Raw genomic sequence first — 13,049 nt, forward strand, 5'->3', positions numbered from 1 at the left:
TGGGGGCATCGGCCTCTGAAAAAGCGCAGCGCCTGATCGAAGACCTGCCCCCATCCCAACCTTCCCCCGGGAGGGGAAGGAGCAAGACAAACGCGTCGGCGTTTCGGTCTTGCTCCCTCTCCCCCTGGGGAGAGGGCTGGGGTGAGGGTGTCGGCAATGGCAATGAGCGCGGAGATGCGAACGCCGCTGCCCTCACCCTGGCCCTCTCCCGCAAGCGGGAGAGGGGACAACACGGGATGTCCACGGGCTCCGCTGTCTTGCTCCCTCTCCCCCTGGGGAGAGGGCTGGGGTGAGGGCATCGGCTTCCACCTCACCACCACCTCACCAGCCCGACTGACCGCCTACCCCGGCATCGTCATCCGCTGCAGCAACGGCTGCCGCGCCAACACCGCATCGCGCGGCCCATGGTCCAGCACGCGGCCGGCTTCCATCAGCACCACGGTGTCGAAGCGCTCCAGCAGGCTGAGCCGGTGGATCGATGCGATCACGCAGGCGTCCGGAAAAGCCTCCGCAATGCGCGCCAGCACACGCGCCTCCGTCCCCGCGTCCAGCGCACTCGTGGGCTCGTCGAGCAGCAGCAAGGAGCTGCCCTGCGCCGCCAGCACGCCGCGCGCCAGGCACAGCCGCTGGCGCTGGCCGCCGGACAAATTGAAGCCGCGCTCCGTCACCGCGGTGTCCAGGTCGCCATGGTTGGCTTTCAGCACCTCGTCGAAGGTGCTGGTGCGCAGCGCCGCCAGCAGCAGGGCGTCGTCGCGCGGCTGGCCGAAGGCGAGGTTCTCGCGGATGCTGGCCTCGAAGAGTTCGGTCTCCTGCGGGATCAGCGTGGCCAGGCGGCGCAGTTGGGTCCAGTCCATCGGCTGACCGTCGAACAGCAGGGTGCCGCCGGTCGGCGGATACAGCCCCGCCAGCACGCGCAGCAGCGTGCTCTTGCCGCCACCGCTCGGGCCGACCAGCGCCACGCGCATGCCGCGGCGCAGCGTGAGCGCCACGTCGTGCAGGCCGCTGCGCACCGGCTCGGTCGCACCGACTTCAGGCACCGCGCCGCGCGCCGCATAGCGCCATTGCAGGCCCTGAATTTCAAGCTGCTGCCACTCGGCATCGGCCACGATGCGCTCGCGCTCGGGCACCTGCTCGGGCGGCGTGGCCAGCACGTCGCCGGAGGGCGCCTGCCAGATGGGCTCGGCGCTGCTGTAGTCGGTGTGCATGCGCGCAAAAAAACTGAAGTTGGCCGCCACCGAAGTGACGACGCCCGCGGCCTGCTGCGCGTATTGATAAATCATGAACACCGCGCCCAGCATCACCGCCTGGCCCGGCGCGCGCGCCTGCCACACATAGACCACCACCAGGCCCCAGGTCAGCGCCAGCCCCATCAGGTCGACCGCGAACCACTTGCCTTCGTTCAGCACCACGGTGCGCTTCAGCGGCAAGGAAATGGCCGCCATGCGACGGCGCAGCAACAGCCGCGACGCGCCCTGCAGGCGCAGGCCGATCACGGTCGACGCATTGCCCAGAAAGTCGAGCAGCGCGGCCACGTAGCGGCGGTCGGCGTCGTTCTCGGCGCGCGCCAGCTTCATCAGCGCGCGGTCGATGCGCACGATGACCAGGCCAATCAGCACATAGCCCGCCAGCGCGGTCACGCCGCTGGTGCGCGACAGCAGCGCCAGTGCCACCAGCGGCCCGACGAAGTTGACAGCGTTGGTGAGCCAGATGAACTGGTTCTGCGCAAAGTCGGACAGCGCGCGGCTGGCCTGGTGCACCCGGTGCTGCAGCTCGCCCGAGTGGTGGCCGTCGTGCCAGGCCAGCGGGGCGGAAGCGATGCGCGCGTACAGCTCGTCGGCCAGCCGCTCGCGCACCTTCATGCCCACGTTGCGCTCCAGAATGCGGCCCGGCCCGTGCAGCACCCAGGCGCCCACGTACACGCCGGCCAGCGTTGCAATCCAGCGGCCGGCGCCGGCCAGGTCGCTGCGCTGCAGCGAGTTGATGGCCTGGCCGGCCAGGTAGGGCAGCACCAGGCGAATGAGCTGCGACGAAGCCAGCAGCGCGGTCGCGCCCAGCAACTGGCCGCGCGCGCCTTCGGCGAAGTGCCACAGCGCCACGTAGAGCTGGCGAATGGCGTTGCCGGGAGTGAGCGGTTTGAGGGCTTTGTCGGGCTTGTCTGTGGGGGGTTGGTCTGCATGCGTGTGTCAGCCCGCTTTGCGGAAGGTGAGGTTGATGCGCGTCGCGCCCAGTTGCGAGGCAAGCGGATGCGGCTGGTCTTTCAGCGGCAGCACGCCGTGAAAGCGCAACCGGTCCGGCCCGCCCCACACGACCACGTCGCCATGCACCAGCGGCACGCGCGCGGGCTTGTCGGTGCGCGCCAAGCCGCCGAACAAGAACGTGGCCGGCATGCCGAGCGACACCGACACGATGGGCGCGCCGTGGTCGCGCTCGTCCTTGTCCTGGTGCAACGACAGCCGCGCGCCGGGCGCGTAGCGGTTGACCAGGCAGGCGTCGGGCGCGAAGCCGCTGACCCCGCTGAAGCCGGCCGCCGCCGCGGCCTCGCGCGCCAGTCGCATGAACGGGTCCGGCATGGGCGGCCAGGGCAGGCCGCTCGCGGGGTCGGTGGCGCTGTAGCGGTAGCCGTGGCGGTCGCTGGTCCAGCCCAGCGCGCCGCAGTTGGTGAGCGCCACGGACATGGTGAAGCCGCCCGGGGTGACGAGGTGGCGGAACGGCGCGCGCGCGGTCAGTGCCTCGATGGCCGGCAGCAGTTCGTCAACAAAGGGCAGGGCGAAACCCGGCAGCATGCAGGCACCGGGGCCGAGCGCTTCGCGGGCCTTGCGCGGCTCTGGGGGCGGGTCGTCGAACAGGGCAAGGGTCATGCGGAACATTGTGACCAGCCTCGCATGCGGGCTTTTTCCGCTGGTTGAAAGCCTTCGCCTGACGCGGTCGAGAGTAGTGCTTAGGGTTTAGATTCTTGGAGCTGCGGAACAAAAGGGTTATGGTGTATTCACCATGGACAGCACCCGGCTCCCCCTCAGCGTTCCAGAAGGCTGGACGGGGTGGATCGAGCTGTTGCGCACGCCCAGCGGCACCTACGCCGGCATTTGCGAGTTGAGCCTGCGCGGCATTCCGCGCTGCGCCCTGGTGATCACCCAGCAGCTTTCATGGGACGCCGCGGTGGAACGCGCCACGCTGCGGGCCGACCACTTCGTGCGGCAATGGGGGCCGGCGCGGCCGCACTGAAGCCGGTGCGGTAACGCGGCACAGCGGTAACGCGGCAAAGCGGCAACGCTGCGAGATGGCCCACGCAAGCCCGTGGTAGAAACCGCGAGCCTCGCGCCCCGTTCGCCAACCCCACGTTCCGACCTCCGCCCTGTTCCATGCCGCATTCCCGCCACCGGGCCACCGACCAACCGCCCGCCCGCTGGCTGGCGTGGCTGCTGCTCGGCATCGCTGCCTTGTGCGTGGCAGGTTGCGCGGGCCTGCCGACCGACGTGCAACGCACGCCCTCGGTCGCCATCACGAACGGCGCGGACACCCCGCTGGGCCGTCTCGTGAAGGCCGCGGCCCCGCCCGGCGAACCCCTCAGCGGCTTCAGGCTGCTGCCCATGCCGCAGTTCTCGCTGCATGCGCGCATAGAGCTCGCGCGCCGCGCGCAGCGCTCCATCGACGTGCAGTACTACCTGGTGCAGAACGACGAAACCGGCCGCTACCTGCTGCGCGCCCTGCGCGACGCGGCCGACCGCGGCGTGCGCGTGCGGCTGCTGGTGGACGACCTGTACACGGCCGGCGCCGACCCGCTGTTCACCAGCTTTGCCGCGCACCCCAACGTGGAGGTGCGGCTGTTCAACCCGTTTCCGGCCGGGCGCGACCGACTGGGCACGCGCTGGGCCTGGTCGATTCTGGACTTCGACCGCGTGCACCGCCGCATGCACAACAAGCTCTACGTGGTGGACGACAGCATTGCGGTGATGGGCGGGCGCAACATCGCCAACGAGTACTTTCTGCGCGACGGCGGCTCCAACTTCATCGACATCGACACGCTGGTGGCCGGGGCGGTGGTGCCCCGGCTGTCGTCGCTGTTCGACATGTACTGGAACAGCCCGTATGTGTACCCCATCGGCGCGCTGGTGCCCGCCACCGGAGAAAGCCCGCAGCAGCTGCGCGCGCGTTTCGACCGCCTGACCACGGGGCCCGATCAGTTGCACCCCGAGGCGCTGGATTCCACCGACCTGCTGGGCAACAACCCGCTGGCCAAGGACCTGGACGCGGGCGTGCTGACCCTGGCCTGGGCGCGTGCGGAGGCCTATGCGGATGCACCGGCCAAGGCCCTGGGCGCCAATGACGCGGCGCGCGGCCCGCCGGCCGACGAGGCCACAGACAGCGTGCTCTACAACGTGCGCCGCTACCTGCGCGGCGCCGAGAACGAGATCCTGCAGACCACGCCGTATCTGATTCCGGGGCGCGGCGGCATGGAGACCATTCGCCTGGTGCGCGGCAACGGCGTGAGTTACAGCATCGTCACCAACTCGCTGGCGGCCACCGACGAGTCGCTGGTGCACATCGGCTACCGCCGCTACCGCGCGGAGATGCTGCGCCTGGGCATAGAGCTGTACGAGCTGAGCCCTAAGCGGGTGGAGCAGACCCAGCGCTTCGGCATGTACGGCTCGGCCAGCGGGCGGCTGCATGGCAAGTCGGCGGTGATAGACCGGCGCATCGTGTTCATCGGCTCGATGAACTTCGACCCGCGCTCCATGCTGCACAACACCGAGATCGGCATCTTCATCTTCAGCCCGCAGATTGCGCAGCAGCTCACCAGCCTGATCGGCTTCATTCGGCTGGACGGTGCCTACCAGCTGCAGCTGGGGGCGGGCGGCGCCATCGAATGGGTCAGCCCGGCCGCGGGCGACGGCGCCGACACCCTGCTTCACCAGGAGCCCGAAACCGGCTTCTGGGCGCGCTGGCGGCTGAACCTGCTGGCGCCGCTGGTGCCTGAAAGCCTGCTCTGACACAGCCCCGCGCCACGCCGCACCACACGCTGCCTGTAAGCACAAAGGCATAAGCGCGGGCGGCACGCATCCTCAAAACAGAGGATGGCGAGGCGAAGGCGTAAGCAGAAGAATCGCAACGCTCGTGTAACGAGTTGATTCATTTGCTGACACTTCAATTCCAGACCTCCATCACCACACCTTCCGCAACCCCGGCTGTTCTTCATCCGTTCTTCAAGACGACGCGGTGCGCCTTTGCCGCGGCGCTCCTGGTCTCGCTGGCCGCGTGCGGAGGCGGTGGGGGCGGCGGAGGTGGCGGGTTTGCCGGCTTCCCGGCCGCGGGTGGGGGTACCACCCCGCCGCCGGCCGTCGACCCGGCACCCCCGGTGGTGTCGATGACGTTCTCCGGCACGGCCGCCGCCGGCCTGCCGCTGTCGGGCAGCGTCACAGTGAAAGACGCCAAGGGCGCGACCAAGACCGTGCCGCTGAACGGCGGCAACTACACGGTCGACGTGACCGGCATGACCGCGCCTTTCGTCTTCCGCGCCGAAGGCAACGTGGGCGGGGAGCATGTGGTGATTCACTCGGCCGCAACCGCCGCCGATGCCAACGGCACCATCAACATCACGCCGCTGACCGACCTGGTGGTGGCCAACATTGCGGGCCGGCTGGCCGCGCAGTACTTCGACGGCGGCGAGTTCGCCTCGCTCACGCCCGACGACCTGAAGGCCGAGTCCGACGCGCTGAAGGCCAAGCTGCTGCCCGTGCTGCTGGCGCTGGGCGTGGACAGCAGCATCGACCTGCTGCGCACCGCATTCACGCCGCTTTCCAGCGCGCTGGACAAGGCGCTCGACGTGCTGCGCGTGAGCGTGGACCCGGCCACCAACGTGGCGACCATCACCAACATCGTCACGCAGCAGCAGATCACCGACGACCTGGCCGTGAAGGCCGCGCAAGACGCCGGCACCACGCCGCTGAGCGGCGACGGCCTGGCCACCGCCGCGGACGACATCACGCTGATCCGCAAGGTGCTGAGCGACTTCGTGGGCAAGTTCGCCAACGGCCTGCCGGCGTCGGGCGAACTGCTGCCGCTGATGACGGACGGCGGCAACGCTGTCACCGGAACCTACGGTTTCAGGTCGTCCGACCTCAACGCCGCGCAGTTCGCCGGCGAAGCAGCGAGCGATCCCAACCTGGTGGGCGCGAGCTTCAGCGACGTGGTGATCAACCGCATCAACTACACCATCGACGCGAACAACACGAGCCCGCGCGCCTATGTGGAGTTCACCCACCGCGACAAGAACGGCGTGGCGTTCAGCAACAACCAGAGCATGCAGATCGTGAAGGGCACCGACGGCGTGTGGCGCCTGCGCGGCGATGGGCGCGTGTTCGACCTGAACCCGCAGATCCAGGCGAGCAAGGACAAGAACTCGGGCTGCGTGAGCACCGCGCTGCAGTTCACCATCCAAGACCTGAACACCACCAACAGCAGCAACGCGGCGTCGGTCGTGGTCACGGGTCCGGGCCTGCCGACCGCTGGCATTCGCCATCTGCGTCCTTCGGGCGGCGGCATCTGGTCGCTGGAATCCACGCCGGGCAACAACTTCTACTACCTGGCCTCCAACTGCGTCGGACTGCCCAACGCCGGCCTGAGCGACACCGCCATCGCGGCGCTTCCCGCCAAGCCCGAGTACACCTTCACGGCGTACCAGGCCGACGGCACCACGGTGGCCAAGTTCAGCGGCTTCGACATCGTCTACAAGCACAGCTTCCACGCCCGGCCGATGACGCTGGCCGAGGCGGTGGCGGCCAGCTACCCGAGCTTCACCACGACGCCGGCGCTGGCCGACTACGCAGGCAATGCAGACTTTGCCGTCAGCGCCACGGGTCTGAACCCCGGCTTTTCGGCGGAGTTCTTCCTGCAGCTGACGGCCAGCCCCTCGGCCACCACGAACGACCAGGCCGACGTGGCACCGTCGGCCGCGGGCGCCGCGTCGAAGACCTTCAACCTGCCTTCGCAGGGCCCGACGAATGCGAAGTACCTGTTCGTTGCCACGCGCGACGCCAACTGGCGCGCGCTGACGCTGCACGATCAGAACTGAGCGGCTGGAACTGGGCGGTCGGACCTGACCGCTTCGTGCAAGCCCACGAACAAAAGCCCCCGAAAGGGGGCTTTTTGCATGGCGCCGCAGGGCACCGAATGGCTTGGGGGGCCAGGCCTACTGCTGCAGCAGCCCGTTGAGGTAGGGCTCCGGGTTCACGGCGTTGCCGTTCTTGCGGATCTCGAAGCGCAGCTTCACGCGGTCGGTGTTGCTCTTGCCCATTTCGCCGATCTTCTCGCCCTGGCGCACTACCTGGTTTTCTTTCACGCTAATGGTCTGCAGGTGCGCGTAAGCGGTGAGATAGGTCTCGTTGTGCTTCACGATGATCATGTTGCCGTAGGCCGGCAGTTCGCCGCCCACGTACACGATGCGCCCGTCGGCCGACGACACGACCGGGTCGCCCAGGTTGCCGGCAATGTCGATGCCCTTGATGCGCACGCCGTCGAAGCGCGCAATGGTGGCCCCGCTGGCGGGGCGCACGAACATCGCCGCCGGTCGCTGCACCTGGGGTGCAACTGCGGGGGCGGTGCGTGGCGTGTTGAGGTCGGTGGTCGTGCAGGCCGCGAGGCCCGCGAGAACCAGCGCCAGGGCGGCGCTACGGGAAACAAGATTCTGAAGGTGCATGGCGCTGTGTTGGAACGGGTTCGTTGCGGAGGGTTCCTGCTGTCTGGCGAGCCGGGGCTGACCCTGGCCGGCCGTGGCTCGCCCGGGAGGCCGAGCGGGCGATGCTAGCAAACTGCCGCGCCGAAGCCGCGCAAAAGAGCAACCGGCTGTGAAGGGGGCATTCGCGCAGCGACGGCCCCGGGGGCGCCCCCTACTTCAGCGGAATCGGCGTGCCGCGGTCGATGGCCACCGCGGTGATGCTGTTCTTGGGCGAGCCGTCGATCAGCAGGTCGGAGTAGGTCAGGTACACCAGCGTGTTGCGCTTGGGGTCGACCATGCGCACCACGCGCAGGCGCTTGAAAAGAATGGACAGCCGCTCGCTGTACACCTCTTCGCGCTTGGGCAGCGGCTGCGTCACCGTCACCGGGCCGACCTGGCGGCAGGCGATGGAGGCCTCGGCCTTGTCCTCGGCCAAGCCCACCGCGCCCTTGATGCCGCCAGTCTTGGCGCGCGACACGTAGCAGGTCACGCCGGTGACCTTGGGGTCGTCGTAGGCCTCCACCACGATCTTGTGGTCGGGGCCGATGAGCTTGAAGGCGGTGTCCACGTCGCCCACCACCTCGGCGTGCGCTGAGGCGGCAATGGCAAGGCTGAGGCCGAAACCGAGGAGGGCGCAGGGCAGGGCGGAGCGGTGTGTCATGAGAAGCTGGGAAATCAAACGATGTCGATGGTGTGCACGCGGTCGAAACTGCCGCGGCGCCGGTCGTCGAAATAGTGCTCGAGCGTTTCGCGCACCGTTCTGAAAGCAATCTCGTCCCAGGGAATTTCTTCCTCTGTGAAGAGCCTGGCCTCGATGGTCTCGTGGCCGGGGTTGAAGGTGTCATTCAGCAGCCGGGCGCGGTAGAACAGGTGCACCTGGCCCACGCGCACCACGCTGATGATGGAGAACAGGCCCTCCATCACGTAGTTGGCGCCGGCCTCCTCGTCGGTCTCGCGGGCCGCGCCCTGGGCGGTGCTTTCTTCCAGCTCCATGAAGCCGGCCGGCAGCGTCCACTTGCCCCAGCGCGGCTCGATGTTGCGCTTGCACAGCAACACCTTGTCGCCCAGAACCGGAATGGTGCCCACCACGTTCAGCGGGTTCTCGTAGTGGATGGTGTGGCAGGCCGGGCAGACGGCGCGCTGCTTGGTGTCGCCGTCGTCCGGCACGCGGTAGACCACCGCGGTGCCGCAGTTCTTGCAGTGCTTGATAGGTACGCGCAAAAGCATGGAGCCGACTGCCTGTTTCAGATGACCTTGACGGCCGGTTGGGGCGGGCCTGCGGCCTCGCCCTGATTTTGAGCTATTGCCCGTTACTGATAGGTCATGGTGAAGGTCGCCAAGGCCACGACCGTGCCAGGTGTCACCGTGCCGGTCCTTACATATTCTGCCGTGAGGGGAATATTGATTGCGCCACCCTGCGCGCTCAACGTGCCCACCTTGAACTGGTTGGGGTTGCGGGCGACCGGGCTGTCGGGGCCATAAAGCACCAGACCTTTTGTGTTGCTTATTTGTACGGCCACGCCGGTGGCAGACGAACTGTTGGCCAGCGAGAGGGTCGACGTTCGGTTGCCCGGCGTTGTCGCGTCCGTCAAGGTGGTCCCGACGTTGACCGGTGGGCCCGCCGGACACTGCAGAACGATGTTGAAAGGCGTCGAGCCGGCCACCGACCCCACCGCCGGCAGCGCACTGGGCGAGATGGGCTTCAGGTCGACGCTGACGTTCTGGGTTGAGCAGGTCGGCACGACCATCGTGGCGGTGAGCGAGGCGATCATGCTCTGAGGGCCTAAAGTGCCGTTGTCCGTAAAGTCATGACTTGCGAGTCTCAACAACGGGCCCATCGTCAACGAGCCGCTGCCTGTGGTCACCGCGGTCTTCATCAACTGGTATTTCAAGGTCAGCGTCTTCATGGTGGTCGCGCTGCTCGTGGGGAAGTGTAAGATGGTGTAACCGGTATTATTTGGGGTGCTCAATACTCCTGTCTCGCTGCCATCGACGTTTTGCACCGTAACGTAGAGTGCGACGCCCGGAATGGGCGTTGCCCAGTACTGATTGCTGCTGGAATCTGCCTGCAAGCCTGGAGCGGAATAGGAATGTATTTCGTAGGCATGCCCGTTGGCGTTGGTGGTGGAACTCGCAGGCGGGCAGCTGACGTTCAAGAGAGCAGAGACCTGACTGATGGAGGAGGGGACAGCCTTGTCGCGCGCGATGTTGACGATTCCAAAGTTCACCCCCGCCGTGAGAGCCGGGCCGGAGAAGGTGCAGTCGCCGCCGGCGGAGGCCGGCGCGGCAGCCGCGCCCAAGGCAACGAGCGCCAGAAGCTGCAGCACGCTCGACACGCCTGAGCGGCGCCGGGGATGGTCGGTGTCCGGGTTCATCTGTCGCTCTTTTCGGCCGGGCCGTGCGTCGATCGGCTCGACGTTGCCGGTCAAGGGAACCGAAACGAGGGCGGGCGGGGCGAAGACAAATGCGGAAGCCATGGGGGCGTGAACTTTTTCGAGCGAAATCTGAGGGGAGGGGGCCACGCTCAGTGTGCCAGAGCCATTGGTTAAGAATTGATGCCTCGCGCGCTCTCAACGTTTCCCAACATGCCCCTCCGAATCAGCAAAGCCGGCAAAGCCAACGCCCTCAACGAACTTGGCCGCCAGCGCGACGACGACGGCGACCAGGACGGCGCCCTGGTGGCCTACGCCCAGGCCAGCGCCGTGCACCCGCACTGGGCCTCGCCCTGGTACAACGCCGGCCTCATTCACAAGTACCGCGGCGAATGGGCCGCCTCGCTTCAGGCCAATGACCGCGCCGTGGCGTGCGACCCGGGCAACCGGGGCGCCATCTGGAACCTGGGCATTGCGGCCACCGCGCTGGGCGACTGGGTCACGGCGCGGCGCGCATGGCGGCAGTACGGCATCGACTTGCCGCACGGCGAAGGGCCGGTCGACTACTTCGTGGGCCTCACGCCCATTCGCGTGCACGGCGACGAGGGCACGGAGGTGGTGTGGGCCGACCGCATCGACCCCGCGCGCGCCATTTTGCGCAACGTGCCGACACCGGCGTGCGGCCACCGCTACGGTGACCTCGTGCTGCACGATGGCGCACCCAATGGCTACCGGCTGCGCGGTGAGCGCGAGGTGGCCGTGTTCGACGCGCTGGAGCTGATTGCGCCCTCCGACTACGCCACTTACGAGGTGTCGGTCGACAACGCCACGCAGGCGCAGATCGACACGCTCATCGAGCGCTTCAAGGCCGCCGACGCCGTCGCCGAGAACTGGACCGCCAGCATGGAGGTGCTGTGCCGCGCCTGCTCCGAAGGCCGCCCGCATGCCGAGGGCGGCCACCACCACGGCCCCGACGAAGCGCCCGCCGCGCTGGGCCCGTGGCGCCTGGGCATCGCGTCGCGCGACGAGGCGATGGTGCAGCGCGTGCTCGACGAGTGGCGCGCCGACGTGTCCCCGAAGGCCTCGCTGCACGACCTGCGCTGCGTGCTGCAGGCGGCCCCCCGTTGCTGAACCCGCTCCGACCCCCGCGGCCGCGGCGCAAGCACGGCGGCGCTATCCTTGGAAAATCATGAAGCTGCATAACTACTTTCGCTCCTCCTCCTCGTTCCGCGTGCGCATTGCCCTGAACCTGAAGGGCCTCGACTACGAGTACATCCCCGTGCACATTGCGCGCGGCGAACACCGCACCGGCCCTTACTCGGCCATCTCCGCCGACATGCTGGTGCCGCTGCTCGAAGACGAGGGCGAGCGCTTCTCGCAGTCGCTGGCCATCATGGAATACCTCGACGAGACGCACCCCGAGCCGGCGCTGCTGCCGAGCAACCCCGTGGGCCGCGCCCATGTGCGCGCGCTGGCCGAGTCCATTGCCTGCGAGATCCATCCGCTGAACAACCTGCGCGTGCTCAAGTACCTGGTGAAAGAGTTGAAGCTCGACGACGAGGCCAAGAACGCGTGGTACCGCCACTGGGTGCGCGACGGCATGCTGGCCTTCGAGCGCCAACTGGCGCAGCACCCCGCGGGCAGGTTCTGCTATGGCGACACGCCCACGCTGGCCGACTGCTGCCTGGTGCCGCAAATTTTCAACGGCCGCCGCTTCGACTGCGACTTCAGCGACCTGCCGCGCAGCATGGCCGCCTTCGAGGCCTGCATGGAGCTCGACGCCTTCCAGCGCGCGCAGCCCTCGCAGTCGCCCGACGCCGAGGCCTGATCGAGCGTGAGCGCAATGAACGCGCGCTGGCTTGTGCCCGACTGGCCCGCGCCGTCCAACGTGCGGGCCGTGTGCACCACGCGCGACGGCGGCGTGTCGCTGGCGCGCTATGAAAGCCTGAACCTCGGCGACCATGTGGGCGACGAGCCCGCGCATGTCGCCGAAAACCGCAAGCGCTTGCACGCGGCCATCGGCGCGCAGCCGGTGTTTCTGCAGCAGGTGCATGGCACCGGCGTGGTGGTGCTCGATGACGCGAAAGACCCGGTGCGCGACGGCACCGCGGCCGATGCCTGCACCGCCACCACCGTGGGCCTGGCCTGCACGATCATGGTGGCCGATTGCCTGCCGGTGCTCTTCACCGACGAAGCCGGCCACCGCGTGGCCGCCGCGCATGCGGGCTGGCGGGGGCTGGCGGGCGGAGTGCTGGAGCAGACCGCCAAGGCCTTCGATGCGCGCGGCGCGGCGAAGGTGATGGCGTGGGTAGGGCCGTGCATCGGCCCCGGGGCCTTCGAGGTCGGCCCCGAGGTCAAGGCCGCGTTCGAAGCGCATGCGGCCGAGGCTGCCGCGTGCTTCCGGCCCGCGGCGGCGCCCGGCAAGTGGCTGGCCGACCTGCCCGCGCTGGCACGCCAGCGTTTGCGCGCGGCTGGCATCGGGGCGGTCTACGGCAACGACGGCAGCGACGGGTGGTGCACCGTTGCCAACCCGTCACGGTTCTTTTCGCACCGGCGCGACGGCGTCAGCGGGCGCTTCGCTTCGCTGATCTGGAAGGTCTGAGGCAGGGGGCACCGCAGTTGATGTGGGCGCCGTGGCTGCCGCTTTCTGCGCGGCGGCTTGCCGTGCGGCCTCTTGTGCTTCGGCCTCGCGCTGCTTGAGCGCGCGGCGCCGGCCGGGGGTACCCATCAGGTAAACCACCAGTGCCATCGGCACCAATCCGTACAAAAGAAATGTGAAGATGGCGCCCAGCACCGTGCCCGTGGTGTTGGTGGCTTCGGCCACGGCCATCATCACGACCACATACAGCCAACCGATGACGATGAGATGGACAAACACGAGAAGTTTCAGTTGGTAAGTGAAAGGGCGGGGCGGTGGGGGCAAGGCGTTGTGAGGGCCCTGTGAATGCAGGATACTCAAAAGACGC

Annotated in this window: 13 protein-coding genes; 6 read left to right on the forward strand and 7 right to left on the reverse strand. The window is 68.0% G+C overall.

Going from position 1 to position 13,049, the window contains the following annotated elements; all coding sequences use genetic code 11:
• Window positions 1–341 precede the first annotated feature (341 nt).
• Both VLK31_RS09130 and alkB read right to left on the reverse strand, forming a co-directional pair.
• Window positions 342–2,096: an ABC transporter ATP-binding protein gene (locus VLK31_RS09130; RefSeq protein ID WP_409168078.1), complete on the reverse strand. Its 1,755-nt coding sequence runs from the start codon at window positions 2,094–2,096 to the stop codon at window positions 342–344.
• A gap of 87 nt (window positions 2,097–2,183) precedes the next feature.
• Window positions 2,184–2,858: a DNA oxidative demethylase AlkB gene (alkB, locus tag VLK31_RS09135; protein WP_409168079.1), complete on the reverse strand. Its 675-nt coding sequence runs from the start codon at window positions 2,856–2,858 to the stop codon at window positions 2,184–2,186.
• A gap of 133 nt (window positions 2,859–2,991) precedes the next feature.
• Here alkB and VLK31_RS09140 point away from each other — a divergent pair, with 133 nt between their 5' ends.
• The 3 genes from VLK31_RS09140 to VLK31_RS09150 all read left to right on the forward strand — a co-directional run bounded on the left by VLK31_RS09140 (window position 2,992) and on the right by VLK31_RS09150 (window position 7,069).
• Window positions 2,992–3,222 carry a hypothetical protein gene (locus VLK31_RS09140; protein ID WP_409168080.1) on the forward strand — a complete coding sequence of 77 codons (231 nt, stop codon included), beginning with the start codon at window positions 2,992–2,994 and terminating at the stop codon, window positions 3,220–3,222.
• A gap of 137 nt (window positions 3,223–3,359) precedes the next feature.
• A complete protein-coding gene (locus tag VLK31_RS09145; RefSeq protein WP_409168081.1) occupies window positions 3,360–4,988 on the forward strand; it encodes a phospholipase D family protein in 1,629 nt (542 codons plus the stop codon).
• Window positions 4,989–5,131: 143 nt separating this feature from the next.
• Window positions 5,132–7,069, forward strand: coding sequence for a hypothetical protein (locus tag VLK31_RS09150; protein ID WP_409168082.1), 1,938 nt, complete (start codon window positions 5,132–5,134; stop codon window positions 7,067–7,069).
• 117 nt (window positions 7,070–7,186) lie between these two features.
• On the opposite strand, the gene VLK31_RS09155 is transcribed toward VLK31_RS09150, so the two are convergent.
• The 4 genes from VLK31_RS09155 to VLK31_RS09170 all read right to left on the reverse strand — a co-directional run bounded on the left by VLK31_RS09155 (window position 7,187) and on the right by VLK31_RS09170 (window position 10,188).
• Entirely contained in the window at window positions 7,187–7,693 is a 507-nt protein-coding gene (locus VLK31_RS09155; protein ID WP_409168083.1) for a murein hydrolase activator EnvC family protein, read from the reverse strand.
• Between the two features lie 190 nt (window positions 7,694–7,883).
• Window positions 7,884–8,372, reverse strand: a complete 489-nt coding sequence (locus VLK31_RS09160) for a CreA family protein (protein ID WP_409168084.1) — start codon at window positions 8,370–8,372, stop codon at window positions 7,884–7,886.
• 14 nt (window positions 8,373–8,386) lie between these two features.
• Entirely contained in the window at window positions 8,387–8,938 is a 552-nt protein-coding gene (locus VLK31_RS09165) for an NUDIX hydrolase (protein ID WP_409168085.1), read from the reverse strand.
• 83 nt (window positions 8,939–9,021) lie between these two features.
• Window positions 9,022–10,188, reverse strand: a complete 1,167-nt coding sequence (locus VLK31_RS09170; protein WP_409168086.1) for a fimbrial protein — start codon at window positions 10,186–10,188, stop codon at window positions 9,022–9,024.
• 108 nt (window positions 10,189–10,296) lie between these two features.
• Between VLK31_RS09170 and VLK31_RS09175 the strand changes: the two genes are divergently transcribed.
• From VLK31_RS09175 to pgeF, 3 genes are read left to right on the forward strand one after another with little or no spacing between them, the layout of a single operon-like run.
• Window positions 10,297–11,214, forward strand: a complete 918-nt coding sequence (locus VLK31_RS09175) for a tetratricopeptide repeat protein (protein ID WP_409168087.1) — start codon at window positions 10,297–10,299, stop codon at window positions 11,212–11,214.
• Between the two features lie 58 nt (window positions 11,215–11,272).
• On the forward strand, window positions 11,273–11,911 hold the full coding sequence (gene maiA, locus VLK31_RS09180) for a maleylacetoacetate isomerase (protein ID WP_409168088.1): 639 nt from the start codon (window positions 11,273–11,275) through the stop codon (window positions 11,909–11,911).
• A 15-nt stretch (window positions 11,912–11,926) separates the two neighbouring features.
• Window positions 11,927–12,685, forward strand: coding sequence for a peptidoglycan editing factor PgeF (pgeF, locus tag VLK31_RS09185; protein WP_409168715.1), 759 nt, complete (start codon window positions 11,927–11,929; stop codon window positions 12,683–12,685).
• On the opposite strand, the gene VLK31_RS09190 is transcribed toward pgeF, so the two are convergent.
• Window positions 12,617–12,961 carry a hypothetical protein gene (locus tag VLK31_RS09190; RefSeq protein WP_409168716.1) on the reverse strand — a complete coding sequence of 115 codons (345 nt, stop codon included), beginning with the start codon at window positions 12,959–12,961 and terminating at the stop codon, window positions 12,617–12,619. The two genes, pgeF and VLK31_RS09190, sit on opposite strands and share 69 nt — an antisense overlap.
• Between the last annotated feature and the right edge of the window lie 88 nt (window positions 12,962–13,049).

This window comes from Variovorax sp. H27-G14 (assembly GCF_046156345.1).
Classification (GTDB): domain Bacteria; phylum Pseudomonadota; class Gammaproteobacteria; order Burkholderiales; family Burkholderiaceae_C; genus Variovorax.